Origin of the sequence: Nocardia sp. NPDC050175 (assembly GCF_044459885.1) — a bacterium.
Classification (GTDB): Bacteria; Actinomycetota; Actinomycetes; order Mycobacteriales; family Mycobacteriaceae; genus Nocardia.
This window is the reverse complement of record NZ_JBITJI010000006.1, coordinates 476,519-500,448: the sequence shown is the minus strand read 5'-3', so window position 1 is coordinate 500,448 and position 23,930 is coordinate 476,519. Positions and strand designations below refer to the sequence as shown.

26 protein-coding genes are annotated in these 23,930 nt (G+C 65.3%); 19 read left to right on the top strand and 7 right to left on the bottom strand.

The features are described 5' to 3' along the window. Positions 1-53 precede the first annotated feature (53 nt). The 5 genes from ACIBK2_RS23300 (at position 54) to ACIBK2_RS23280 (ending at position 4,755) form a co-directional block, all read left to right on the top strand. Complete coding sequence (locus ACIBK2_RS23300; RefSeq protein ID WP_396969699.1) at positions 54-1,070, top strand: FecCD family ABC transporter permease; 1,017 nt, start codon at positions 54-56, stop codon at positions 1,068-1,070. After that, positions 1,067-2,107, top strand: a complete 1,041-nt coding sequence (locus ACIBK2_RS23295; RefSeq protein WP_396969697.1) for a FecCD family ABC transporter permease — start codon at positions 1,067-1,069, stop codon at positions 2,105-2,107. The genes ACIBK2_RS23300 and ACIBK2_RS23295 overlap by 4 nt, the downstream gene beginning before the upstream one ends. 29 nt (positions 2,108-2,136) lie before the next feature. Beyond that, positions 2,137-2,958, top strand: a complete 822-nt coding sequence (locus ACIBK2_RS23290) for an ABC transporter ATP-binding protein (protein WP_396969695.1) — start codon at positions 2,137-2,139, stop codon at positions 2,956-2,958. A 14-nt stretch (positions 2,959-2,972) separates the two neighbouring features. Next, positions 2,973-3,992 carry an iron-siderophore ABC transporter substrate-binding protein gene (locus ACIBK2_RS23285; protein WP_396969693.1) on the top strand — a complete coding sequence of 340 codons (1,020 nt, stop codon included), beginning with the start codon at positions 2,973-2,975 and terminating at the stop codon, positions 3,990-3,992. A 103-nt stretch (positions 3,993-4,095) separates the two neighbouring features. Further along, positions 4,096-4,755, top strand: a complete 660-nt coding sequence (locus tag ACIBK2_RS23280) for a hypothetical protein (RefSeq protein WP_396969691.1) — start codon at positions 4,096-4,098, stop codon at positions 4,753-4,755. Between the two features lie 145 nt (positions 4,756-4,900). Here the strand turns inward: ACIBK2_RS23280 and ACIBK2_RS23275 are convergent, their stop codons facing one another. Both ACIBK2_RS23275 and ACIBK2_RS23270 read right to left on the bottom strand, forming a co-directional pair. Then, positions 4,901-5,854: a cytochrome c oxidase assembly protein gene (locus ACIBK2_RS23275; RefSeq protein WP_396969689.1), complete on the bottom strand. Its 954-nt coding sequence runs from the start codon at positions 5,852-5,854 to the stop codon at positions 4,901-4,903. A gap of 58 nt (positions 5,855-5,912) precedes the next feature. After that, positions 5,913-6,461: an acyl transferase gene (locus ACIBK2_RS23270; RefSeq protein ID WP_396969688.1), complete on the bottom strand. Its 549-nt coding sequence runs from the start codon at positions 6,459-6,461 to the stop codon at positions 5,913-5,915. A gap of 250 nt (positions 6,462-6,711) precedes the next feature. Here ACIBK2_RS23270 and ACIBK2_RS23265 point away from each other — a divergent pair, with 250 nt between their 5' ends. The 3 genes from ACIBK2_RS23265 (at position 6,712) to ACIBK2_RS23255 (ending at position 8,438) form a co-directional block, all read left to right on the top strand. Beyond that, entirely contained in the window at positions 6,712-7,878 is a 1,167-nt protein-coding gene (locus tag ACIBK2_RS23265) for a helix-turn-helix domain-containing protein (protein ID WP_396969686.1), read from the top strand. Positions 7,879-8,056: 178 nt separating this feature from the next. Next, positions 8,057-8,281: a hypothetical protein gene (locus ACIBK2_RS23260; RefSeq protein ID WP_396969684.1), complete on the top strand. Its 225-nt coding sequence runs from the start codon at positions 8,057-8,059 to the stop codon at positions 8,279-8,281. Between the two features lie 4 nt (positions 8,282-8,285). After that, positions 8,286-8,438, top strand: a complete 153-nt coding sequence (locus ACIBK2_RS23255) for a hypothetical protein (protein ID WP_396969682.1) — start codon at positions 8,286-8,288, stop codon at positions 8,436-8,438. 280 nt (positions 8,439-8,718) lie between these two features. Here ACIBK2_RS23255 and ACIBK2_RS23250 read toward each other — a convergent pair whose 3' ends face one another. Beyond that, positions 8,719-9,186 (bottom strand): SRPBCC family protein, encoded by a 468-nt coding sequence (locus tag ACIBK2_RS23250; RefSeq protein WP_396969680.1) that lies wholly within the window; start codon positions 9,184-9,186, stop codon positions 8,719-8,721. Between the two features lie 99 nt (positions 9,187-9,285). On the opposite strand from ACIBK2_RS23250, the gene ACIBK2_RS23245 reads away from it, so the two are divergent. After that, positions 9,286-10,317, top strand: a complete 1,032-nt coding sequence (locus ACIBK2_RS23245; RefSeq protein ID WP_396969678.1) for an LLM class flavin-dependent oxidoreductase — start codon at positions 9,286-9,288, stop codon at positions 10,315-10,317. A 26-nt stretch (positions 10,318-10,343) separates the two neighbouring features. Here ACIBK2_RS23245 and ACIBK2_RS23240 read toward each other — a convergent pair whose 3' ends face one another. Both ACIBK2_RS23240 and vanR-Sc read right to left on the bottom strand, forming a co-directional pair. After that, the gene (locus ACIBK2_RS23240) at positions 10,344-11,405 is read right to left on the bottom strand and encodes a sensor histidine kinase (protein ID WP_396969676.1); all 1,062 of its coding nucleotides are present in this window, start codon (positions 11,403-11,405) and stop codon (positions 10,344-10,346) included. Between the two features lie 10 nt (positions 11,406-11,415). Then, on the bottom strand, positions 11,416-12,090 hold the full coding sequence (vanR-Sc, locus tag ACIBK2_RS23235; RefSeq protein ID WP_396969675.1) for a VanSc-type vancomycin resistance response regulator transcription factor VanR: 675 nt from the start codon (positions 12,088-12,090) through the stop codon (positions 11,416-11,418). Between the two features lie 143 nt (positions 12,091-12,233). On the opposite strand from vanR-Sc, the gene ACIBK2_RS23230 reads away from it, so the two are divergent. Next, complete coding sequence (locus tag ACIBK2_RS23230) at positions 12,234-12,773, top strand: M15 family metallopeptidase (protein ID WP_396969673.1); 540 nt, start codon at positions 12,234-12,236, stop codon at positions 12,771-12,773. Positions 12,774-12,817: 44 nt separating this feature from the next. Continuing rightward, the gene (locus tag ACIBK2_RS23225; RefSeq protein WP_396969948.1) at positions 12,818-14,110 is read left to right on the top strand and encodes a DoxX family protein; all 1,293 of its coding nucleotides are present in this window, start codon (positions 12,818-12,820) and stop codon (positions 14,108-14,110) included. Positions 14,111-14,176: 66 nt separating this feature from the next. Here ACIBK2_RS23225 and ACIBK2_RS23220 read toward each other — a convergent pair whose 3' ends face one another. Continuing rightward, positions 14,177-14,362 carry a hypothetical protein gene (locus tag ACIBK2_RS23220; protein WP_396969671.1) on the bottom strand — a complete coding sequence of 62 codons (186 nt, stop codon included), beginning with the start codon at positions 14,360-14,362 and terminating at the stop codon, positions 14,177-14,179. 277 nt (positions 14,363-14,639) lie between these two features. Between ACIBK2_RS23220 and ACIBK2_RS23215 the strand changes: the two genes are divergently transcribed. The 8 genes from ACIBK2_RS23215 to ACIBK2_RS23180 all read left to right on the top strand — a co-directional run bounded on the left by ACIBK2_RS23215 (position 14,640) and on the right by ACIBK2_RS23180 (position 22,848). Then, positions 14,640-14,960 (top strand): hypothetical protein, encoded by a 321-nt coding sequence (locus tag ACIBK2_RS23215; protein ID WP_396969669.1) that lies wholly within the window; start codon positions 14,640-14,642, stop codon positions 14,958-14,960. 603 nt (positions 14,961-15,563) lie between these two features. Further along, positions 15,564-15,881: a hypothetical protein gene (locus ACIBK2_RS23210; RefSeq protein ID WP_396969668.1), complete on the top strand. Its 318-nt coding sequence runs from the start codon at positions 15,564-15,566 to the stop codon at positions 15,879-15,881. 95 nt (positions 15,882-15,976) lie between these two features. Then, positions 15,977-16,618 (top strand): TetR/AcrR family transcriptional regulator, encoded by a 642-nt coding sequence (locus tag ACIBK2_RS23205; RefSeq protein ID WP_396969667.1) that lies wholly within the window; start codon positions 15,977-15,979, stop codon positions 16,616-16,618. Then, positions 16,618-17,853: a glycosyltransferase gene (locus tag ACIBK2_RS23200; RefSeq protein ID WP_396969665.1), complete on the top strand. Its 1,236-nt coding sequence runs from the start codon at positions 16,618-16,620 to the stop codon at positions 17,851-17,853. Before ACIBK2_RS23205 ends, ACIBK2_RS23200 begins: the two co-directional genes overlap by 1 nt. A gap of 379 nt (positions 17,854-18,232) precedes the next feature. Then, complete coding sequence (locus ACIBK2_RS23195) at positions 18,233-19,837, top strand: alpha/beta hydrolase (RefSeq protein ID WP_396969663.1); 1,605 nt, start codon at positions 18,233-18,235, stop codon at positions 19,835-19,837. Positions 19,838-19,985: 148 nt separating this feature from the next. Next, positions 19,986-20,675: a hypothetical protein gene (locus ACIBK2_RS23190; RefSeq protein WP_396969661.1), complete on the top strand. Its 690-nt coding sequence runs from the start codon at positions 19,986-19,988 to the stop codon at positions 20,673-20,675. 206 nt (positions 20,676-20,881) lie between these two features. After that, positions 20,882-22,408: a CHASE3 domain-containing protein gene (locus tag ACIBK2_RS23185; protein ID WP_396969947.1), complete on the top strand. Its 1,527-nt coding sequence runs from the start codon at positions 20,882-20,884 to the stop codon at positions 22,406-22,408. Continuing rightward, positions 22,408-22,848, top strand: a complete 441-nt coding sequence (locus ACIBK2_RS23180; RefSeq protein ID WP_396969945.1) for a response regulator — start codon at positions 22,408-22,410, stop codon at positions 22,846-22,848. Before ACIBK2_RS23185 ends, ACIBK2_RS23180 begins: the two co-directional genes overlap by 1 nt. Before the next feature lie 6 nt (positions 22,849-22,854). Here ACIBK2_RS23180 and ACIBK2_RS23175 read toward each other — a convergent pair whose 3' ends face one another. Further along, the gene (locus tag ACIBK2_RS23175; RefSeq protein WP_396969659.1) at positions 22,855-23,886 is read right to left on the bottom strand and encodes a helix-turn-helix domain-containing protein; all 1,032 of its coding nucleotides are present in this window, start codon (positions 23,884-23,886) and stop codon (positions 22,855-22,857) included. Between the last annotated feature and the right edge of the window lie 44 nt (positions 23,887-23,930).

Sequence of the window (23,930 nt, the reverse complement as noted above, 5' to 3'; positions counted from 1 at the left end):
ATGAATTAGGGTAGGCAAACCGTATTGATCGCTATCGAAGGTAACCGACACACATGGATCGCGCCCGCAACCGGACGCTCCCGCTCGCAATGGGGCTGGTGCTGCTACTGGCAGTGCTCGCGTTCGCGGTGCTGCTGAGCATCGCCGTCGGCTCGCGCGCGTTGACGTTCCCGACCGTGGTGGACGCCCTGTTCCACTACAACCCCGCCGATGTCGATCACGCCGTCGTGCGTGATCTGCGGCTGCCGCGCACGATGATCGGCGTGCTGGTCGGTATCGCACTGGGACTGGCCGGATCGATCATCCAGGGAGCGACCCGAAACCCGCTCGCCGATCCGGGCCTGCTCGGCGTCAACGCGGGCGCGGCCCTGTTCGTCGTGCTCGGGATCAGCGTGCTCGGCCTGAGCTCGGTGACCAGCTACGTGTGGTTCGGCTTCGCGGGCGCCGCGGTCGCGGGCGCGGTCGTGTACTTCGTCAGCTCGCTCGGCCGCGACGGTGCCACGCCGATGAAACTCGCGCTCGCCGGAGCCGCTGTGACTGCCGCCTTGCAGTCGGTGACCAGTGGGTTGCTGCTCACCGACACCACCACTTTCGATCAATACCGCTTCTGGCAGGTCGGCTCACTCGCCGAGCGCGACCTGCCGACCATCGGCCAGGCGGTGCCGTTCCTCGCGGTCGGCGTCCTGCTCGCGCTACTGTCCGCGCGGATGTTGAACGCGCTGGCGCTCGGCGAGGACGTTGCTCGCGCGCTCGGCCAGAATGTGCCGGTCGCCCGCGGTGTCGCCGCGCTCGCGGTGGTCATCCTGTGCGGCGCGGCAACGGCCATCGCCGGGCCAATTGCCTTCGTCGGCCTGATGATTCCGCACGCGGCCAGATTGATCACCGGCCCCGACCACCGTTGGCTACTCCCGTACGCCGCAGTGCTGGCCTCGATCCTGCTGCTCGTCGCGGATGTGGTCGGCCGCGTCATCGCGCGACCCGCCGAGGTCCAGGTCGGCGTGGTGACCGCCGTCATCGGCGGCCCATTGCTCGTCATACTGGTCCGCCGCCGCAAGGTGGTCGAGGCATGACCGCCATCGACCCGGCCGCGCTGGCCGCTGTCGCCCACGCGCGACGCAGCGGCAGCACTCGCGCCCGGCTGGTAACGCTCGCGTTGTTCCTGACACTCCTCCTGGTTTTCGCGCTGTCGCTCACCGTCGGCTCGTATTCGGTTCCGCTGAGCGAAGTTCCGGGCATTCTGCTCGGTGGCGGCGCGGGGCAGGACAAGTTCGTCATCACCCAACTGCGGTTGCCACGCGCCGTCGCGGCCACACTGGTCGGTATCGCTTTCGGCATGGGCGGCACGCTGTTTCAGCGTTTGCTCCGAAACCCGCTGGCCAGTCCCGACGTGATCGGAGTTTCCCAGGGCGCGAGCGCGGCTGCCGTCGCCGGTCTGATCGTCTTCGGACTGTCCGGCACGGCGTTGTCGCTGGCCGCCTTCGTCGGCGCGGTCGGCACCGGCGCGGTGATCTATGGTCTCGCGCGGCGCGGCGGGGTGAACGGTTTCCGCCTCGTGCTGGTCGGTGTCGGCGTCGGCGCGGTGCTGACCAGCGTGGTGTCGTACCTCATGACGTGGGCGGATGTCGCGCTCGCCCAACAGGCTTTGGTCTGGATGATCGGAAGCCTCAACGGCCGCAGCTGGGTTCACGTATTGCCGCTGGCGCTCGCGCTCGCGGTACTGATACCCGCCGCCGCGCTGCTCGCCCCCGCGCTCAACGGCTTACAACTCGGTGACGACGTCGCGGCCGGCCTCGGCCTGCGGGTGGAGTACACGCGGCTGCTGTTGCTGCTGATCGCCACCGCCAGTGTGGCTTTCGCGACGGCAGTGGCCGGTCCCATCGCGTTCGTCGCCTTCGTCGCGAACCCGATCGCCACCCGGCTGACCGGCGGCGGTCGGACGGCATTGATCCCGGCCGCGCTCACCGGCGCGCTGGTCGTGCTGATCGCCGATTTCGTCGCACAGCATCTGCTCGGCACCTCGCTGCCGGTCGGAGTGGTGACCGGCGCGGTCGGCGCGCCGTATCTGCTGTGGCTGCTCGCCGCAGCCAACCGCGCCGGGCGAATCTGAAAGGGCTTGGCGTGTCTGAAAGGGATAGCGTGACACCAACTCTGCACACCGAGCAGCTGCGGCTCGGCTATGGACCGGTGACGATCGTGCACGACCTCACCGTGCGCATCCCCGAGGGCCGGGTGACGATGATCGTCGGCACCAACGCGTGCGGGAAATCGACCTTGCTGCGCGGCCTGGCGCGACTGCTCGCACCCACGCACGGCGGGGTTTACCTAGGCGGCGAGCCGATTTCGTCGTTGCGCAGCAAGGACGTCGCGCGCGTACTCGGCCTCCTGCCGCAGTCCCCGGTCGCGCCCGAGGGCATCACGGTCGCGGACCTGGTCGGTCGCGGTCGCTACCCGCATCAGGGCATGTTTCGCCGATGGACCCCCGAGGACGACGCGGCGGTGGCGCGCGCCCTGCAGGTCACCGACACCGTCGAGTTGGCGTCGCGCTCGGTCGACGAACTCTCCGGCGGCCAGCGGCAGCGGGTGTGGATCGCGATGGCGCTGGCCCAGCGCACCCCGATCATGCTGCTGGACGAGCCGACCACCTTCCTCGATATCGCCCATCAGGTCGAGGTGCTCGACCTGCTCGCGGATCTCAACAAAACCGACGGCACCACGGTGGTGATCGTGATGCACGACCTCAATTTGGCCGCCCGCTACGGCGATCACCTCATCGCCATGAAAGCCGGACGCATCGCCCAGGAGGGCGCGCCCTCGGACATCCTCACCGCGGAATTGGTCGAGGACGTCTTCGGCCTGCCGTCCCAGATCATCCCGGACCCCGTGTCCGGCACCCCGATGGTCGTGCCGATCGGCCGACATCGCTCCGGCCGGGCCGCCGCGCCCGCTACCCGGTCTTAGAAAGGAATCACACAATGGCCCGATGGACGAAAGCGGTGGTCGCGGTCGCCGCCGCCGCGCTGCTCGCCGCATGCGGAACCGATCCCGCCACCACCCCCGCGAGCGCGGGCGATACCGGTCACGGTGACAAGAATGTCGCCACCGGCGGGGCTCAATTCGCCACCGCCGATACCGAAACCGCCAAACTCAAGGCCGATGTCGGGCCCGGGGTATTTCCGCGCACGGTCACCCAGGCGATGGGACCGACTCGCATCGAGAAAAAGCCGACGCGGGTAATCGTTCTCGACTCCGGCGAGCTGGATGACGTTCTCGCACTGGGTGTTACGCCGGTCGGTATGGCCACCACCGCCGGACAGCAGGGCGTGCCGTCGTATCTCGCCGACCGGGTGCAGAACATCGCGACGGTCGGTCCGACCAACACGCTCGACCTCGAGAAGATCGCCGCCCTGAAACCAGATCTGATCCTGGGCAGCAAGTTACGCGCCAACGATCTGTATCCACAGTTGTCGGCCATCGCGCCGACCGTGTTCTCCATCCGGCCGGGCTTCCCATGGAAAGAGAACTTCCTGCTCGTCGGTGCCGCGCTCGGCGCGGAGGAGCAGGCCACGAAGCTGCTCAACGACTATCAGGCCAAGGCGAATCAGGTGAAGGCCAAAATGCCTGGTGCACCGACGATTTCGCTCGTCCGCTTCATGAGCGGCAACATCCGCCTGTACGGCAACAAGTCCTTCATCGGCGTCATCCTCACCGACGTCGGCCTGCCGCGACCGGCGAACCAGAACGTGGACGAGCTGGCGGTGCAGGTCTCGAAGGAGAACATCGACCAGGCCGCCGCCGACTGGATCTTCTACTCGAGTTACGGCGCGGACGTCTCACCGGACCAGAAAGCGGTGACCTCGGGCCCGATCTGGCGGAACTCGGCCGCGGTCAAGGCCGGGCACGCGATCGCGGTCGACGACGAGGTGTGGTTCCTCGGCCTCGGCCCGATCGGCGCGATGCGGGTACTCGACGACCTCGGCAAGATCCTGGCCTGAGCGTTCCGGTCGAGACCGGGTCGCAGCGCGGGCGGGTCCCATTTCGGGGCCATCTCGGCCGCGCCTGGTCTCGGATCGGAGCGGGCGGGGTAAACCGGACGGTATGGGCGAGTCAGCAGATCTGGAGACCCCGCCGACGGTGGTCGGACGCTCGGGGGAGTTCTGGGGATATGTGATGTGGGGGTCGGCGGGGCTGGTGATCGCCGTGCCCGAGCTGGCTTCGGCGACCGGTCTGGCGGGCTGGCCGACCATTTCCGCGACGATCGGCCACCTCGAGACCCAGCACGACTGGGTGCGGGTGCTGGTTGTCTTCGTCATCGCGGTGGTCGGGTACTACGCGATCCCGCAGCTGTTGGTGAACCCGGCGATGCCGCCGAGCGTCTTGGCGGGCAAGCCGGTGACCGTCGGTGGTCGGGTAACGCGCGCCAACGGCGGTATGCGGTTTGCCGGTCTCGGGGGATACCTCGTGCTTGCCGCGGTCGCCTACCTCGGCGCGGTCGCGTACGCGGTGGCCGACCGGGCGGTGAATCCGGACTCCTACCTCGGCGCGTACCTCCTCTACGGCATCATCGCGCTGTTGTGGGTCGTCGTCCCCAGCCTGCTGGCGCTGTTCGCCAGCCGAGATGTCCCGTTTCCCACGCTGTTTCGCACGATCGGCTTCCTCGAGCGCCGGGCGCACCCGGTCGCCGCGGTCCTGACGGGCCTGCTGGTTGTCCTGCTCATTCACCTGGCCTTGTATCCATGGCCGCGCATCCTCGCCTGAGCCTTCCGACGGGAAATATTGGTGCGCCGGTCCTACGAGGCGGGCCACCCTGGACTAGGTCATGGACTCGGGTCTGCGCCCCTCTACATGCTGGCTGTTGCTGTGCGACAACGCGGCCACCCCAGGACACCGGCAGGTCGGCACGTTATCGGTTTCGCCGGAAGCGCTCCTGTAGTTGCGGGTCGTTCTCCCACCACGGAGCTGACGTAACCGGTTGCGCGTCAACGGGATTCGCCTTGGTTTGCCCGCTGTCGAGCTCGGCGTCGACGTGTGCGGCGCTGCGGCGTTCGTCGACCCGGAACGCCCGCATCAGCACGAACAGGAACGGCAAGCCGAGCACGTCGGCGAGGATCCAGAGGAGCCCTGCACCGATCGTCTGATCGGTAGCTTGCGACGGACCCCAAGTGCGCCCGAGGCCGGAATAGTAGCCGGCCGCGATCGTCGGCCCCAGCCAGACGACCACGCCGAGCACACCATCGCCGAGCGTCTCCGCGACCGTGATCAGCAGCGAGATGCCCTGTGAATAACGGCGAGGTACCGGATCGACTTGGACGCGGGAGTAGAAGTAACCGAATCCGACCGCGACCAAGACCAGCCGGGTCAGCAGATCAACCGACTCGTTTTCCAGCGCATGGCGATACCACGGCGTCAGATACAGCAGCCACGGCGTCGCCAGCATCGCGATCGACGTTGTCGCGGGATAGGTCGCGATCCGCGCCGCCTTGCTCGCCAAGATGGCATCGACGCGTTGCCGCCTGGCCGCCGAACCACCCTCGCGCAGCACCGTCACCGGCTTGCCGAGCGCCAACCCGAACGGCACGACCATCAACAACAGCACCACCTGCATGGCTCGCACCCAGAACAGCGTGTCCGCGTATACCCCGACGAAGCTCATCGTCGCCAGCACCCACATCCCGAGGCCGACACCTAGAAAGCAGCACACCCGAGCGCTACCCACTGCGGTGCCCGAGCGAGCCGCGGCGGCGTTACCGCGCAGGTAGACACCGCCGAGCACCGCCACCACAAGCGTGGTCGACCAATCCCATTGCCAGGAATCGAGCGCGGTGAAGAGCGTCAACGGAGTCTGTGCAAGAGCCACAGACGCAGTATCCCCCTGGCCCACCGCCTACCAGCGACGGGCATGGGGCGAACGGGTTTCAGCCCCACACGCCGCTGTCGACGACCCAGATGCCCTGGTCGCCGCGCGTTGCCGGTTGGGTGAGGTGCAAGGCGATTCTGCTGCCGTCGGGACCGGTGAGGAAAACGACCGTCGGGGCGCCGGTCTCGGCCTGGCTGTCGGACCAGCCGAATCGCTGTTGCGCGAACACTTTTGCGACCTGAACACGATCCAGCCGCCACGGTTGATGCCCGTTGTCGACCGCCTGCTGCAGGTCGCTGCTTTGCTGCGCGGTGAGCCCTTCACCGGCGAACGTCGTCCCGGACGGCGGGTGAGTGTTCGACGCGGATTGCCTCGACGGGCCCGGTGCCGAGGTCGACGGCTGCGCGGCAGCGGATCTCGATGCGGAGTGCGGGCTGACGACCGTCGTCGAGGTCGGTGCCGGTGGTCGGCTGGTGGCCGGGGGCGACGAGGTAGTCCCGCAGCTGCTGATCACGATGACGCAGGTGAGTAGGCCGAGAATGGTCACCGCAGGCTGTGGCAGTGGGTTCCGTGCGCGAAAAACGTTGTTGGGCAAGGTGATAGGCATGGGTTTCCCCCTCAGCTCGGAACCGACACCCCGACCGCGATGTTCGACAGACCGCTGCCCTCCCATTGTGCCGACGTGCGGTAATGTGAAACCGCTATGGAGAACCCCGGGTCGCAGCGACCTGGGGTTTCTCCGCATTTGTGAGAAGTTGTGAGATACAGGAGCTGTCGGCGCACGTCGACGGCGGGTGGAACGTCACGACTCGGTGAAACCCTGTACGGCCAGTCCACACGGCCGTAGCGTGGCCCATATGGGTTTGGTTGGTGCGGAACGGCTGAAGACGGCCCGCAAGCGGGCCAATATGACGCAACGACAACTGGCGGACGCGTCTGGTGTCTCGTTGTCGCAGGTCAAGAAAATCGAAGCGGGCCGGTACACGCCACGCCTGGAAACGCTGCGCGCCTTCGCCGTTGCGATGGATGTGCGCACATCGAATCTGCAGGATCAGCCGGACTTCCAAATGCCGGACACCGACACCGAAAACCAGTGGGCGCCGGTGTGGCCAGCGCTCTCGGGCGAGATCTCGCAGCCCGACGAACCGGCGACCGTCGAAGGCGTGCAGTCGGTGTTGGACAGCGTGCAGGTGATGATCAGCGCCGACCGATATGCCGAAGTAACTGCGCTGCTGCCCAACTTGATTCGCGATGCCGACAGCCTCGAAGGTGGCGAACGCGCCCGAGCTGTGCGATTCCGGGTACTCAATTTGGTGGGATCGCTGTTGGCGCAGACTCGCCAATTCGAAGTGGCGGACACGGTCCTGGACCGGGCGCTCGATATCGCCGAGAACGGTGTCGAGGCTGCCACGGTGACCGACACCCGACTGTGGGCCGTCCTGCGACAGGGGCGGTTGGAAGACGCGCGAAATCTGGCGATCGGAGTTGCCGACACCATCGAGCCGCGATTCAGCCGAGCCAGCCTGTCTATCATTGCGATGTGGGGACGTCTCTGGCTGAAGGTGGCCAACGCCGCCGTGCGTGACAACCAGCCCGGTGAAGCTGACGAGGCGATGTCGATGGCGCGTGCCGCCGCCTACCGCATTGGGCGCGACGTCTATGTCGAACGCTTGCTGGGGCGGACATTCGGGCCGCTCGAGGTCGGATACATCACCGGCGAAATGCACGTGATCGCGGGCGAACCGGAGCTGACGATAGCGGGGGCTAAGCAATTGCCGCTACCGATGCTCGAGCCAACGGGGTCGAGCAGGATGCGGCACCGACTCGACCTGGCGAATGCACATGTGCAACTCGGCAACTACGGCGACGCACTCCAAGAGATGCGGCGAGTGCAAACTAATGCACCGGAATGGCTTGTGCAGCAGCGCTATTCGCGAGATATCCTGGGCTCGATGATCAGCAAGCGCAGGTCGCTGACGCGGGAGATGCGAGATATGGCCACGGCGATCCGGCTCGATTACTAAGAATTCAATTCGTCCCAGGAATGTCCCTTCCGGCCCGCCATAGCCGGAAGGGACATTGTTTTGCCTGGTAGGACAAAGTGACGCTGGTCTCAGCACGCGGCGGCCGGTGAGAGTTCCACCTCAGTCATCGGGTCGGCCCGGCCGCCGTGTGCCTTCCAAACGATGGACGGGGCAGGCGATGGGCGCGAACGGCAAGCTTCCGCAGCGACTGGTCAGTGTCGATGTCGGCAGGGTAAAACACCCGACGCTGGTCTACACCGCGCCGCCCGATGTCATACGGAAATTTCTTGTGGCGCTGAAGAAATCGCAACCCACGTACACGGTCGAAGTCGAACCCGTCGATGCCCCGGACAAGAACGTGCCGCCGTCGCCGTACTGGCAACTGCGGGCGTGGGAGAACTGAGCCGATGAGCGGCAAGGTGGTGTTCGGGCTCGCGCTGGCGATCGGCCTGCCGCTGGTGGTCCTCGTCGTGGCACTGTTCTGGCCGCAACGGATTCCAAAAGACCGGAGTGTCAGCGGAATTCGTCAGCGCATCGAAGAAGGGGACGTCGACGGGTAAGAAACCCTCCAACGCGGGCGGAGGGCGGGTCGGGCCTTGCGGAGGCGACGCAGGGCGGCACTCTCCCCGCAGGTACGGCTGCGCCGGTCGCGGTCGCGGCATGGAATGAGGCGGTTTGCTTCATTCGTTTGTGTCGCCGAAATACCCTAGCGCGCAGGTCGATGCCACCAAGTGAGCACACGCGGTGCGGCCACGGCCTAGAAATTCTCGGCTTCGGCGCGTCCTTCGTCGAGAGGGCCCCGCCATGGTGTGCCACTGAATCCGGATTCGCCTAGCTGGACTACTGGGAATCGACCTGGGTGCGGATCCAGGCGAGGTTCGCGCGCATGCCGCCTGCCCATTCCTCCAGTCGCCGCGCGACGATCCGCCCTTCGAGTTCCGGTGACGCGGTGATGGCGGGAGTCAATCCTGATGGGGCGGGGCCCATGCGGGCCCATTGCCGGACGATCACGCCGTCGCGGGCCGGGTCTATCTCGAAAGCCCAGGTGGCGCTGGTGGCGTCGGCGGGGCCGAGTACTCGCCAGACCCAGCGACGCTCGGGTTCGACTTCGACGACTTCGCAGACGGTTTCCCAGGACCCGAACGCGGAGTGCTCATTTCGACCGCGGAACCGTGCGCCCGGCTCGACCCGGTCCGCAGTTCCCTCCCACGCGACCGATACCAGTTCGGCGGAGCACTGTACCGGCAACTCGATGTCGGTGACCAGGGCCCACGCGGTCTCGGCGTCGCAGGAAATCCGTTCCGCCACTTCGATAGTGGGACAGTCTCGATAGCGCATCCGCACCCTTCCCGTCGGCTTCGATCCGAACTCTCTATACGCTATTGCCACTATGGCCCAGGAGGCAGTATGCGTATCGGTGTTCTGATCGAGCCACGGCTGCCCGGCGCGGTGGAGTTCGCCGTCGCGGCGGAGCAGGCCGGAGCTTCGTCGCTGTGGGTGGCGGAGGTCTGGAGCTATGACGCGCTCACCGGACTGGCCTATCTGGCGGCCAAGACATCGTCGATCCGGTTGGGCACGTTCGTAGTTCAGCTCGGCTCGCGCACGCCCGCGCTATTGGCGACGTCGGCCCTGAGTCTGCAGGAGCTGTCCGGCGGACGATTCGACCTCGGCATCGGCGTTTCCGGGCCGCGCGTGATGGAGGGGTGGCACGGCGTCCGATTCCGCCGTCCGGTGCAGACCACCCGCGAGACGATCGAGATCGTCCGGACGGTGAGTCGCGGCGAACGGCTCGAACATCCCGGCGAGATCTATCCGCTGCCACTGCCGGACGGACCCGGGCGGGCACTGCAACCCATGGTGCGCCCGGCGCACGTCCCGATCTACAACGCCGCGATGGGTCCGCGAAACCTGCGACTGACCGGCGAACTGGCCGACGGCTGGCTCGGTAACGCGTTCATCCCCGAAGCGGCGGAGGTTTTCCTGGATCCGTTGCGCGAGGGCGCAATTCAGGCCGGTCGCGAGCTGTCTGAACTTGACCTGGTCGCGCCGGTCGCCGTCGAGATCGCCGACGACGACCAAGCGGCCGCCGAAGCGATCGACAAACACGCCGAGGGCTACGCATTCACCATCGGCGCGATGGGCGAGGGCGGTCGAAACTTCTACAACGACGCCTTCACCCGCCTCGGTTTCGGAACGGCCGTCGAGCAGGTCGCCCAGCTGTGGCAGTCCGGCGACAAAGCCGCCGCGCGCCGCGCCGTGCCCCGTGAACTCGGCGAACTGACCAACCTCCTCGGTACTCCAACGAGGATCGCCGAGCGACTGACAAACTATCGCGCCGCCGGAATAACCAGCCTGCTGGTCAAACTCGACGGCGACTACCAGCACCAGCTGTCGACGTTGCGTCGACTGATCGAGATCGAATCCGGAGTCACGGATTGAAAGAGCCTCTGCGACATGGACACTCCTCAAGGCTCCGTGGGTAATTGCACCGTGACGCAAAGCCCACCGGCGGCGCGCGCGGTCACGGCGAGGGTTCCGGCGTGAGCTTGGGTGATGCTGTTGACGATTGCCAAGCCGAGACCGACTCCTGCGTGATGGGTGCGGACGCGTTCGGTACCGCGCTGAAACGGCTCGACCAGCGTGGAAACCAATTGCGAGGTGAGCTTTTCGCCGGTGTTCTCGACCGTCAGCACAACACTGTTGGGGTAAGCCCTGGTCGTGACCCACGCGGTGCCCCGTTCGGGCAGGTTGTGCACGATCGCGTTGTGCACGAGGTTCATCGTCAACTGCAGCAGCAGCGCGTGTGATCCGATGGTTGGGGTCAGGTCGCCGGACGTCTCGAGGGTGACGCCATATTTTTCCGCTAGGGGCAGCAGCGTTTCCGTGGCTTCTTCCGCGAGCAGGGACAGGTCGACCTGCTCCCGGCTGAATGACCGTTGGTCGGCGCGGCTGAGCAGGAGCAATGCTTCGGTGAGGTCGATCGCGCGAGTGTTCACGGCATGCAGGCGGTCGACCAATTCGTCGGCGTCGCGGTCGCGATCATTGCGGGCCACCTCGAGCAGTGTCTGCGTAATCGCCAACGGGGTGCGCAATTCGTGCGAGGCGTTGGCTGCGAATCGCTGCTGCTCGGAGACGTGTGCCTCCAGCCGCGCGAGCATGGTGTCGAAGACATCAGCGAGTTCGCGGAACTCGTCGCCGCGGCCCGGCAGCCGGATGCGGTGGGAGAGTGAACCATTCGCGGCCATGCGGGTAGCGGCCGTGATGCGAGTCAGCGGGGTGAGCATCCATCCGGCGAGCAGCCACCCGCCGAGCAGACCGAACGTCAGCAGAAATGCCATCACGACGGTGACGAACGGAACGAAGGCGCGCAGCAGGGCGGAGCGATCGATCCAGAAGCTACCGTCGGTGCTGATGAAACCGTCGGGCAGGAACCACAGGTAGAAGACGCACACGGCGGCGAACAGCAGGACACCGACGACCATGATGAAACCGGCGTAACTGAGGGTGAGTTTGAGGCGAACACTCAATCCCGGCTGCCTATTCACGATCGTCCCCGGTGTCTATCCGGTACCCGACGCCGGCCACGGTCGCGATGATCGAGGGTTCGCCCAGCCGTTTACGCAGTGCCGAGACGGTAATGCGCACGGCGTTGGTGAACGGGTCCGCGTTCTCATCCCACGCCCGTTCCAATAGTTCTTCGGCGCTCACCACACCACCTTCGGCCGCGACAAGGACTTCGAGCACGGCGAACTGCTTGCGAGTCAGCGCGACGTACCGGCCGTCGCGGAAGACCTCGCGGCGGAACGGATCCAGCCGCAGTCCGGCGATCTCCCGCACGGGCGGTCGGTTGTGGGCGCGCCTGCGATCGAGCGCTCTGAGCCGCAGTACCAGTTCGCGGAGTTCGAACGGCTTGGTGAGGTAGTCGTCGGCGCCGAGCCCGAACCCGGTCGCCTTGTCGTCGAGCCGGTCGGCGGCGGTGAGCATCAGGATCGGCATGCCGCTGCCGGACGCAACGATGCGTTGGGCGATCTCGTCGCCGGAGGGGCCGGGGATGTCGCGATCGAGAACGGCGATGTCGTAGGCATTGACGCTCAACAGCTCCAGCGCGGTATCACCGTCACCGGCCAGGTCGGCGGCGATCGCGTCCAGGCGCAGACCATCCCGGATGGCTTCGGCCAGATAGGGTTCGTCCTCGACGATCAATACACGCATAGACGCTCGATTCTCCCAGGCCGGGGATATCGCGGGCATATCGAAAACCACATACGCGCTGGCAACACCGCGCTGCCTTGACTGAAGGCATGAACCACAGCGAAGTACGAACGGCCACCCGCCGATTACCCATACTCGCAGCCGTGGTCGTCGTCAGCACGGCTGCCATCGGTGTCCTCGCTTGGACCATCGGCATTCCGCACGGTGACCACGAGACACTATCCGCGGCCACCGTCGCCGGTGGCGCCGTGCCCGGCGGCGTGTCGATCTTCGACGACAAACATCCGTCCGTGGTCAATCTCGACCCCGATCTGCTCGGTTCCCTACGCCGAGCCGCCACCGATGCCGCGGACGACGGGGTCGCGTTCGTCGTCAACAGCGGCTGGCGTTCCCCGGAATACCAGCAACAACTGTTGCGTGACGCGGTCTCGAAGTACGGCTCGGAAAAGGAAGCTGCCCGATGGGTAGCCACCCCCACTACGTCCGCTCATGTGGCAGGGGAGGCGGTCGACGTCGGGCCCACTGAGGCCGCGGCGTGGCTGTCCATGCGCGGCACCGAGTACGGGCTGTGCCAGATCTACGCCAACGAACCCTGGCACTACGAACTTCGTCCCGAAGCCAACGAAAGCGGTTGCCCGCCACAGTATGCCGACCCCACTGAGGATCCGAGGATGCAGCAGTGATCACGGATGTGCCCGCTGACATCGATACTCGGACCGACCGAAATATGCTGGCGCAGATCGCATTACGATTCTGCGTAGGCTATTTCGGCCTGTTCTGTGTGCTCCTCACCTACATCCCGTTCACGCTGCTCGGCCTCGTCGACCGCTGGCTCCGCAGGTACCACGGGCCGTCGGATATGTCCCTGACGGACCCGATCACCGGTTGGGTGGGCCGCATGGTCTTCGGGATCGACGCGGTGCAGCACAAAGACTCCGGCGCCGGCGACCAGGCGGCCGCCTGGGTGCTGATGTTCTGCATCCTGGTTGTCGCAGTTGTGACCGCCGCCGTATGGACGGCCTTCGACCGTCGTAGCTCCCACCCCCGCCTGCTGGCTTGGTTCACGCTGTTCCTGCGGGCGTGTCTGGGCGGGCAGATGCTGTCGTTCGGGTTCGCCAAGCTGATCCCCACCCAGATGCCCGGCCCCACACTGACACAGCTGTTGCAGCCATATGGCGACCTGAGCCCAGCCTCGGTGCTGTGGCTGCAGATCGGCAGCTCTCATCCGTACGAAATGGCGCTCGGCGCAGTGGAAGTCGTCGCCGGGCTGCTGCTGTTCGTGCCACGGACAGCGGTGCTCGGCGCCGCATTGAGCCTGGCGAGCATGTCGCAAGTCTTCCTGACGAACATGACGTTCGATATACCGGAAAAGCTGCTCGCCTCGCACCTGCTGTTGATCAGCCTGGTCCTGCTCGCCCCGTACCTTCGACGGTTGGTCAATGTGTTTGTGCTGCAAAGAGAGTGCGCGCCGCTGACGCAACCCGCGCTGTTCACCGACGACCGGAAGAACCACATCACGCTGTGGATTCAGGTGGCCCTCGGCCTCTGGGTCGCGTTCGGCTGCGGCTTTGACCGCTGGGTGGTCTGGCAAGACCAATACGGTCCCAGCAGCTCGAAGTCCGAGCTGTACGGAATCTGGGACGTGCGAGACTTCAGCCTCGACGGACAATCGATACCGCCGCTGACGACCGACGAGAATCGTTGGCAACGGCTAGTTTTCGATGACCCAGAGGTAGCAACCTACCAACGGATGAACGATGAACTGGTACCCGCGCGCGCCGACTTCCACCCCAACGGACAGCTGGAACTCACCACGACGAACCCGACCATCGAAAAGGCCGGGCACCAGCCACCATTCGCGACGCTGTCCACTGAACAACCCACCCCGGACCGGTTGGTATTACGCGGAACATTGCATGACCGCCCGGTCGTGATCACTCTGGAACGCGTGAATCTGAACAGCTTCACCTTGCGGAGCCGCGGATTCCATTGGGTGCAGGATTACCCGTACTTCCGCTAGCCGAGTGTGACCGCCGGCTACCGGTCGGCAGTGCGTCGGCCAGCTCAATTCTGCTCGAGTCGGGTATCAGGCGTCGTCGTCCTGGTTGCGGACGGGAAAGCCGCAGTAGACCTGACCGTCGGCCGTCTCGAACGCGACGGTTCCTGGACCGCAGGACTTCGTGACCCACTTCCCGTTCTGACATTCTTGGAAGAGCGGGCTCTTGCCGGAGTCGACCGCCCGGTACGTCCCTGGTTTGCATCCCTCGGCCATGAGGTCAAGCCTTCCTAGGACAATCTGAACGCTGTTGTCCCACATGATTGTTCCAGGAATCCGCCCGTTTTGCGGACGAATGCCATGGCAGGGCGTGTCGCCCATGGCGAGTCGGCGCTCGCGTCAACAAACTTCGCGGATACCGGGACTTGATCCCGAGTCGCGTGGATCATGAAGTGGTGCCGGGCATTTCGTACGCACCGACACTCGCCGGTTATCTGAGCAGCTTCACAGCGTCGGAGTGGGACAGTCCCATCAAGGATGAACGGAGCGAATAATGAAGATCCAATTTATCGGTGGCGCAGGCATCGACGGCGACACAGCTGAACTCGTCGTAGGTCGGCCCGTCATGATCAGCGCTTTTGCCACGGACGATAAGGACCAGCCCGTGCAGCCGAGTGACTCGACCTACGCCTGGACCTGGCCGGACTGGCTGCCCACATACCCCGACGGCTACAAGTGGCCGACAGACGCGCAGCAGACCCAGTTCAATGCCACTGATGACCTGGTCGGCAAGAAGGCAAAAGTCGGCGTAACGATCACCACCCAGGACGGCCAGAAGGCGTCCAAAACACTCGAATGCACCATCGTCAAATAGTCTTTGACCTGGAATGGGCGACAGGCCAGCTGAAATTACGTGGGTCACTGCAGGACCATTCGGTTTGATCTTGATCGGCTGGCCGAAATGCGAGATGCTCAGCTGGACAATTGATCACGAGGAAATGGTGGCGTTGGCCTCTCGGGCGATGCCGACCTCAGTTCCTCGTGATCACCTGACCAATCGCTGAGTGGTGAGCGCACCGACGTACTGACTCAATCCTTCGGTTGCCCATGCCATGACGAGTCCAGTGCTAGCCCCAGACCGCCAACGACCGCGCGAGGCGCCTTGCGATGAAGTTGGGGTTCACCGAGGTGGAGCGGTTCGAGGAGTACGGCGCCGAGCAGTGGCTTGGCCTGTGGTCCTCGGTCACGGCGTCCGCATAACGCATTGCGGTGAATTTGCTGAATTTGTGCGTAAGTGTTGTGCACGTACGGCGAACAGGATGCGGCACTCGAGCGTCAGCCCCGCGCGATGTCTCAGTGCTCACCGTATTCTTTTTGGCCTCCTGGCGGTCGACAGTGCACGTCACTGATGGTTTCGAGTAACAAGCGCGAACCGTGGGCGATGTGTTCTAGACAACACCGATTCAGGAGGTTCGGAATGCTGACTGCGAAGCGTATTGCCGCTAGCGCCGCTGTTGCCACCGCCGCCGCGGCCACTGTGCTCGCCGGTGGTGGCGTTGCCCAGGCCGACGTGCCGGTATGGCAGGCCAACTGTCACGTTTACAACATCTTCAATACCGGCGGGATGGCCAATTGTGAGTTGCCGACCTGGCATCAGGTGAAGCTCACCTGCGTTGCGTGGCCCGTCCCCTTCGCCTACTGGAAATATGGCCCGGTGCAGTATGGGCAGAACCAGTCCTGGGCCAGTTGCGATTCACTGAACGCACTGGTGGGAATCGAGGTCATCCAAGCGTAGGTGTCAACACGACCTGGCCAAGTATTGGAGGCAGACACCCCAGCGATCGATGCGGTTTCGCCCCGCGTTTAGGTCGCATGACCTACGGTTAGGTCATGCGACCTAACGAGGGGGCGACCTTCACCGAGATCGCGCGCCGCGCGCAGATCGTCGGGTGCGCGATCGAAACGATCGCTGAGCTCGGCTACCAGCAGGCGTCGGTCCGCAAGATCGCCGACCGGGTCGGGGTGGCGATGAGCGTCGTGCAGTACCACTTCGGGAACAAGGACGAGATGGTGGCGGCGATCGTCGCGGAGTTGTATCGGTCGGTGCTCGAGGTCATGCTGCCCATGGTCGAGTCGGAAGTGACTGCGAGGGGCAAGCTTTCGGCCCACATCAGGGCGCACATGAAATGCATTGCCACGTATCGCTCGCAGCAGCTCGCGCTGATGGAGATCGGCTCGAACTACCGCAGCAGTACCGGGCAACGCCTGCACGAAGTCGGCGTGGGTCTGGAGCCCGCTCAGCTGGCAGACCTTGCGAAACTGGAGCTCGAAACGATCTTCACGCTCGGTATCGAGACCGGCGAGTTTCGCGCGCTGTCCCCGACCTCCATGGCTACCGCCGTGCGTGGTGCGATCGGCGGGGCGCTGCTGCGCTCGACGGGGGATCCCGACTTCGATGTCGTCGCCTACGGCGAGGATCTGGTCGTCGCGTTCGATTTGGCCACCAGACACCCGAGGCGGGGGAGGCAGTAATGGCGCGAATTGTGATCGCGGCCTACGGATCACGCGGAGACATAGTCCCGTTGACCGACATCGGCTGCCGGTTGCGGAACGCGGGTCACGACGTCGTGCTGACCGCTACGCCGGACCTTGTCGACGAAATAGTCGGCTGCGGTCTGCAGGCCGTGCCGGTCGACTTCGAGCTCGAACACGAACTGGACGAGGAGAATCCGCTCAGGGCGGCCAAGGAAATGGTGCTGCCGAAGGGGATGCGCAAACTCGGCGAGAACTTCCTCGCAGCGCTGCGCGACGTGCCCGCCGACGTGCTGCTGCTCTCCCCGTTTGCCGAACTCGTCGGACATCCACTCGCCGAGGCCCGCAACATCCCCAGCATCGGCGTTCGCCTGCAACCGATCTCGACGACCGCGGCGTTCCCGCCATCACTACTCGGGGCGTGGTCGGCCGGGCCGGTGCTGAACCGCGGTGCCGGCCGGTTCGCCACCGCGCTGTTCGATCGGATGTACGGCAAGACAATCGCAGGCTTTCGCGACCAGCTGGGCTTGCCGACAGTGCCGCAGCGGACACTGCGACGGCAGCGGACCGACGCCGAATGGCCGATCCTGCACGGTGTTTCGCCAAGCGTCGTGCCGCGCCCGGCGGATTGGCGCGCCGGTCTCGACGTGGTCGGATACTGGTGGCCACAACGGCCACTCGACTGGCAGCCACCGGGTGAGCTCGTGTCCTTTCTCGAATCAGGCTCGACACCAATATTTTTCGGTCTTGGCAGCCTTATGCTGAGCAAGCGCGAAGCCACCCGGATATCGGAGCTCGTCGCCGCCGCGTTGCGCAAAGTCGGCCTGCGCGGCGTGATCCAGGCGGGCGGGGCCAACCTCGACGTCGTCGACGACAACATCGTGACCGTTGGCGCCGTCCCGCATGATTGGCTCTTCGGAAAGGTTGCGGCAGTAGCGCATTCGTGCGGGGCAGGCACCATGGCCGCCGGTCTGCGCGCGGGCCTGCCAGCCGTCGCAGTGCCCTCACCAGGCGGTGATCAGCCGTTCTGGGCACGACGCCTCCGTGAACTCGGAGTCAGTTCAGCAACACTGCCCCGGCCCAAGCTAACTGCGGAACGACTGGCCCACGCTATCGACCTCACCTTCACCGAACCCGCCCACCGCACAGCAGCGGCAGACCTGGCCGCCCGAATCGCCGACGAGGACGGAGCCGCAAGCGTGCTCACCGCCGTCGAAGAGCTTGTCCGGGCCTGAACGGTGCGACGACCGAGCGTGCTGCGGGCTCCCCACCCTGTCCTGGAATCCAGCAGGCCCAGCGCATGTCAGGTACGCCGAGGCATCCTCACTGTGACGTGATCCGCCGCATCCACATCGGCGATACGTATTCGACCCTCCGCGTTCATCCGTGCAGCCCTTGTCGACCCAGTCGCGCTATGGATAGCATTACTACCCATTAACGGATAGTCGGAATATCCATTTGTGCACGATCAATGGCTGCCTATCACCTCGGTGCCCTCGCGCGCCGAGCCATCCACGCGCCCTTCGACCGAATGCCGGGTGCGGTGCTGAATGCCGTCGACACGGCGGTCTGCGCCGCACCTCGATCGCCGCTGCAAAAAAGTGAGAGGACCACATGAGCAAGAAGATCATCGCCGCCGGTGTGGCTGTCGCCCTCGGTATGACCCTGGTCAGCTCGATACCAGTGCCCGCGCAACCGCAGATCGCGGCGGAATCGGCCCGCTATCTCGAGCAGCGGATCGACTGGCGGCTGTGCTTCGACCCGCAGGATGTGCCGAAGGATCTGCCGCCCGGATCCGGCAGGCTCGAGTGCGGTTCGTACACCGTTCCCCGGGACTGGCGGCAGCCCGACGGTCAGCACGATCTCACCATCGCGGTGAGCCGGCTTCGACCGGCCAACGGCGCGCCCAAGGGCACCGTGCTGACCAATCCCGGCGGGCCGGGCATCCCCGGCCGGTCCATGCCGTTGCTGTTGCTGCGCGCGGCTCGCACCGCGGTGCTGGACAACATGGAGGTCATCGGCATCGATGTGCGGGGTCTCGGTGGCAGCACCAACGTCTCCTGTGGTCAGTACTCGGGTTTCTCGCTGGACCCGAGGGACCAGAGCGAGGGGAATCTTGATCTGCTACACGGTGCCAACGACCTCTATGCCCGGTTCTGCCAAGCGAAGTCGGGCGAGCTCGGTCGCTACATCAGCACCGAGCAGACCGTGCAGGACTTCGATCTGTTGCGCCACTTACTCGGTCGGCAGAAGGTGAACTGGTTGGGTTACTCGGGCGGGACCTGGCTCGGCGCCTATTACGCCACCTACTTCCCGACCCGGGTGGACAGATTCGTCTTCGATTCCGTCATGGACGTCACAGGTACCTGGGAGGATGACCAGTTCCGAGCTCCGGCGGCGGTCGAGCGACGCTTTCGCGGCGACTTCACGCCGTGGGTCGCCCGATATGACCAGCTCTACCACCTGGGTGCGACCGGTGACGCGGTACGGCAGAGCTACGAGCGGGTACGTGCCGTGCTCGCCGAGCGGCCGGTGCGAGTGCCGCAGAGCGGGCCGATCGACGCGGTGGCATTGGACTCGACGCTGAGCACGGTGATGTATGACAAGCGCTACTTCCCGCAAGCCGCCGAGTATTTGTCCGCGTTGCGGACGGTGGCGGATCGCCCTGCCGACGATCCTGAAATCGGTACCGCACTGGCGCAATTGGCCGAACTGACCCCGATGCTGAAGACGGTCCTCGTCCGGCTGATCGGCGGGGCGGTACCGTTCGGCGTGAACGTCGACAGTTGGGCGGCGACCCGGCTATCGATCCAATGCAACGACACACCCGCGCACGACTGGACGGACAACCTCCATACGATGCAACGCCTCGGCAGTGCTTACCCTCTGCGGGGCTACAGCGTCCTTTGGCCTTGCTCATCGTGGAAGCGACCGCAAGGGCAACTCGAAACGCCTACCGGCCAAGGCCTTCCGCCTGTATTGCTGGTGCAATCGGTCAACGATCCCGGCACCGCACGCGAAGGCGCGGAACAGACACATCGCACCTTCGCCAACTCCCGCCTGCTCACTGTCATCGATGAAGGTGACCACGGCATCTACGCCAACGGCAACGACTGCGTCGACACGATCGTCGAATCCTTCCTGGTCGACGGCGTCACCCCCGCACAGGACCTGACGTGCAACGGGATACCGCTGCCTGAACCAACGAGACAGGGCTGAGCATTGCTGTGCAGATCAGGCCGAGGCGGGTTCGTTCGTCTTCTGTGCCACCGGAATTGGCGGCAGCAACAGTGGTGAGACACAGCCGTATTCTGTACCCATTCCGGAGCGAGCACGAGACTCCGGAACCGGCCATGGGAGGTGGGCCGTGCAGATCACCGAGTTCAGTGTTTTCGGATTGCGGTCGGCGGTCATCGATCTGCGGGTTCGGGGCGGACCCTTGACCTTTCGGCTCTTTCCGATGGTGCACATCGGTCAGCGGCAGTTCTATCAGGAGGTCGCCGACCGACTGCGTGAGTGCGACCTGATCGTCTCCGAAGGCACCGACACCCCCAGCTCTACCGGTCTCGCCATCGTCCTCGCGATGCGCATGACGTTTCAGCGTGCGGCCCGGAGTCTGGTGCATCAGGACATCGATCACGCGGCGCTCGGTGTGCCGGTCGTGTGGCCGGATGCCTACTCGCGGAGCAATCGACGGCGGCGGATGTTGATTCTCTCCGTGCTCGACCTGCTGCTGCTGACCCCGTTCTATGTCGTGGTGATGGCCCTCGGTGGTCGGGGCTGGCTGTTGCGCACCCGGTTCGATATCTCCGATAACACTGAGGTGCGGCTCCGGTTCATGAACGAGTTCTTCATCCATGACCGGGACAAGGCCCTGGTGTCGGCCTTGGCAGAGATATACCAGGAGCGTCGCGAACGACACGAGGTCGTGGCGATCGTCTACGGTGCGGCGCATATGCCCGCGGTGATCAAGGGATTGAACGCGTTTGGCTATCGGGCGGTCGGTGCCGACTGGTTGACGGTTTTCGATGAGGCCACGATGTTTCGCCCGGTCTAGGCCACCGGTGCGGTCGGATCGACGGGACCGGTTAGTATTTCGATACTTCGCGGTCCAGCAAACGGCTGTCGAGTTCGATGACGCGCGCCCAGGTGCGCCCGTTTCTGGAAACGGAGGACTCTGTGGCGAGCACTGCCGCGACAGCTCGAGGGCGCGGTGTCGGGCGCTTCACCGTGCAAGCCTGGTTTCAGCTGGTGTTGGGCGTGATGGGGATCGTGGTCGTGCTCGGCGCGGCCGCGGGTGCGCAGGTGATCGCGAACACCAACAACGCGACCGACCGAGTGCTCAACCACACGCAGCCGGCCTTACTGCAGGCAAGTCGCTTGCAGAGCGCGCTGATCAACCAGGAATCCGGCGTCCGCGGCTACGCCATCAGCGGTGATCGACAGTTCCTGGAGCCGTACAGCAACGGGCTGCAGGAGCAGAGCAGAGCCGCCGACCGGATCCGCACCCTGGTGGCCGGATCTCCGGAACTGCTCGCGGATCTGGACGCGGTGCAACACGCCGCGGACAACTGGCGGGTGAACTACGCACGCAATACCGACGCCCCGCCTGCGGCATTGGCGGCTACCTCGGCGCAGGGCAAGGCCCTCTTCGACGAACTGCGCACCCATTTCGATACGCAGAACGCCGATCTGACCGACGCGATCGCCGCCGACCGCCGCGCGCTCGAGCACACTCGCGCCCTGCGCAACTGGGTCCTCGCGAGCATGGTCGCGGTCGCCCTGCTGACCGGTGCGATCCTGACCGGGCTGGCGCGTCGCCTTGTCGCACAACCACTGTCGGCCTTGGCGGCCGCGTCGTCGCGGGTCGCCGAGGGCGATTTCGATCATCACATCGACATCGCGGGCCCGGCCGATGTCGCCACCGTCGCCGACGTCGTCGAGCGGATGCGCCGACGGGTGGTGTCCGAGTTGACCGCTGCCCGCGCGCAGGAAGCGGTCCTGTCCCAACAGAAGACCGAGCTCGACCTGCAGGCCGAGGAGCTGCGCCGCTCCAATACCGAACTGGAGCAATTCGCCTACGTCGCCTCGCACGACCTGCAGGAACCGTTGCGCAAGGTCGCGTCGTTCTGCCAGCTGCTCGATAAACGCTACGGCGACAAGTTCGATGAACGGGGCAAGCAGTACATCGACTTCGCCGTCGACGGGGCCAAACGCATGCAGATCCTGATCAACGACCTGCTCACCTTCTCCCGCGTCGGGCGGGTCGCCGAGGCCACCACCCGGGTCGATCTGCGTGCGTCGCTGGATGCCGCGGTGAGCGATCTGTCCTCGGTCATCGAGGACAACGGCGCCCGGGTGGAACTGCCCGCGCAGTTGCCGGAGGTCGTGGGGGAGGCGACGCTGCTGACGATGTTGTGGCAGAACCTGATCGCCAACGCCATCAAATTCCGTGCCCCCGATCGCGCCCCGCTGGTCCGAGTGGACTGCGAACTCGATGCCGCTTCGGGAATGTGGGAGCTGTCGGTGACCGATAATGGGATAGGCATCGCGGCCGAATTCGCCGAGCAGGTGTTCGTGATCTTCCAGCGCCTGCACAGTCGAGAGGAGTACGGCGGCACCGGAATTGGTCTTGCGGTGTGCCGCAAGATCGTCGAATACCACGGCGGCAAGATCTGGGTCGACACCGCACATACCGAAGGAACACGGTTCCGGTTCACCCTGCCCGTCCTCGCCGAGGACAACCCTGCTATCCCGGCCGTGCCGGCCGTCGAAGGAGTTCCGCTGTGATGATCTCTACCCGACCCGTCGATATCCTGCTCGTCGAGGACGACCCGGGCGACGAACTGATGACCAGGGAAGCGTTCGAGGAGCACCAGATCGGCAGCACCCTGCATGTCGCCAGGGATGGGCAGGAGGCGCTGGATTTCCTTTTCCGGCAAGGCGATCACCTGGACGCACCGCGCCCGGACCTGGTGCTGCTGGATCTGAACCTGCCCAAATACAACGGCAGGCAGATCCTGGCGAAGATCCGCGCCGACGCCGAGCTGTCGGACATGCCGGTGGTCATCCTGAGTACCTCCTCGGCCGAGGACGACGTGCTGAGCAGCTACCGCCTGTTCGCCAACGCCTACGTCACCAAACCGGCGGACCTCGACCAATTCACCGCCGCCATCAAGCAAATCGACGAATTTTTCGCCCAGGTCGCCCGCCTGCCTCGGCGCAGGTAATCATGCTCACGAGCTGACGGCCACCCGATCGTGGCCGCGGGGAGGGTGGCCGAAATGCGCCTTGTACGCGCGCCGGAAGTGGCTGGTATCGGCGAAGTGCCAGCGTGCCGCGACCTCGGCGACGGTGCCGGCGTGCGTGAGATCGATGTGCGCCTTTTCTAGGCGGCGTCGGCGCACATAGGCCATGGCGGATTCGTCGGCGGTGGCGAACGCGCGGTGCAGGGTGCGCACGGAAACGCACAGGGCTCGGGCGATCACCGCAGGGGATAGGTCGCGGTCGTGCAGGTGTGTGTCGGCGTACCGGGTCGCCGCGGCGACGAGCGATTCCGCGAGTTGCGGTTCATCGTGCGGGGTTTCGCTCGTGATGACACCGGCCAGCAGCATCAGCATGGCATCTCGGGCAGCGGTGGCACCGGCCCCGTTGAGTTGAGTGGTCAGGTCGCGCGCCAGATCCACGTGTGCCAGCAGCAGCCGCGCCGCCGGGGCCGTTCGGGGGACGACGGTCAGTGCGGGGAGGGTCCGGGTGCGGATGTGCTCCACCAGGGCGGCCCGAGGCAGGCTCAGCGTCCGGCAGGTGGTGGGCTCGGTGAAGGCGAAGTCCCATGGGGTGCGCAGATCGCGGATACACAGCATGCCCGGCCCGATGTCGGCTTGCCGAGATGCGTCGGCGACCCGCAACGCGCCCTGGCCGATGAGGTGGACGAGGACCTGTGCGCCGACGGTGGATTCGTGCCCGCCCGAGGACCCGGCGAGTTCGTCGGTGTACTGGTCGCTGACGCCGACATCGTCGACGAGGCGACGTTGGACCCGGGACCGGTAGAGACCATGGGCGTTCGTGTGCGGGAGCGTGAGGTTGCGCACGTGCGGGAGGTGACCCATCTGCTGACGCCATTCACGGCGCAGTAGGTCTTGTCGGTGCGGATGGTGCAGCGGGACTTCGATTTCGGCGCGCGCGGGCGGACCGTCGGTCGGCGTCGGACCGGGGGCGGGGAGTGTCCGGGGGTGACCGGTCCCCGGTTCATCAGGTCGAACTGGCACTGAGGTTCCCTCTGGTCGGCACGTACGTTCCTTTTTGCAGCTGC

Coding starts and splice junctions, on each gene's coding strand:
- ACIBK2_RS23300 (WP_396969699.1), top strand. CDS start 54: ATGGATCGCGCCCGCAACCGGACGCTCCCGCTCGCAATGGGGCTGGTG.
- ACIBK2_RS23295 (WP_396969697.1), top strand. CDS start 1,067: ATGACCGCCATCGACCCGGCCGCGCTGGCCGCTGTCGCCCACGCGCGA.
- ACIBK2_RS23285 (WP_396969693.1), top strand. CDS start 2,973: ATGGCCCGATGGACGAAAGCGGTGGTCGCGGTCGCCGCCGCCGCGCTG.
- ACIBK2_RS23280 (WP_396969691.1), top strand. CDS start 4,096: ATGGGCGAGTCAGCAGATCTGGAGACCCCGCCGACGGTGGTCGGACGC.
- ACIBK2_RS23270 (WP_396969688.1), bottom strand. CDS start 6,461: ATGCCTATCACCTTGCCCAACAACGTTTTTCGCGCACGGAACCCACTG.
- ACIBK2_RS23265 (WP_396969686.1), top strand. CDS start 6,712: ATGGGTTTGGTTGGTGCGGAACGGCTGAAGACGGCCCGCAAGCGGGCC.
- ACIBK2_RS23260 (WP_396969684.1), top strand. CDS start 8,057: ATGGGCGCGAACGGCAAGCTTCCGCAGCGACTGGTCAGTGTCGATGTC.
- ACIBK2_RS23255 (WP_396969682.1), top strand. CDS start 8,286: ATGAGCGGCAAGGTGGTGTTCGGGCTCGCGCTGGCGATCGGCCTGCCG.
- ACIBK2_RS23245 (WP_396969678.1), top strand. CDS start 9,286: ATGCGTATCGGTGTTCTGATCGAGCCACGGCTGCCCGGCGCGGTGGAG.
- vanR-Sc (WP_396969675.1), bottom strand. CDS start 12,090: ATGCGTGTATTGATCGTCGAGGACGAACCCTATCTGGCCGAAGCCATC.
- ACIBK2_RS23225 (WP_396969948.1), top strand. CDS start 12,818: ATGCTGGCGCAGATCGCATTACGATTCTGCGTAGGCTATTTCGGCCTG.
- ACIBK2_RS23220 (WP_396969671.1), bottom strand. CDS start 14,362: ATGGCCGAGGGATGCAAACCAGGGACGTACCGGGCGGTCGACTCCGGC.
- ACIBK2_RS23215 (WP_396969669.1), top strand. CDS start 14,640: ATGAAGATCCAATTTATCGGTGGCGCAGGCATCGACGGCGACACAGCT.
- ACIBK2_RS23210 (WP_396969668.1), top strand. CDS start 15,564: ATGCTGACTGCGAAGCGTATTGCCGCTAGCGCCGCTGTTGCCACCGCC.
- ACIBK2_RS23205 (WP_396969667.1), top strand. CDS start 15,977: ATGCGACCTAACGAGGGGGCGACCTTCACCGAGATCGCGCGCCGCGCG.
- ACIBK2_RS23200 (WP_396969665.1), top strand. CDS start 16,618: ATGGCGCGAATTGTGATCGCGGCCTACGGATCACGCGGAGACATAGTC.
- ACIBK2_RS23195 (WP_396969663.1), top strand. CDS start 18,233: ATGAGCAAGAAGATCATCGCCGCCGGTGTGGCTGTCGCCCTCGGTATG.
- ACIBK2_RS23185 (WP_396969947.1), top strand. CDS start 20,882: ATGGGGATCGTGGTCGTGCTCGGCGCGGCCGCGGGTGCGCAGGTGATC.
- ACIBK2_RS23180 (WP_396969945.1), top strand. CDS start 22,408: ATGATCTCTACCCGACCCGTCGATATCCTGCTCGTCGAGGACGACCCG.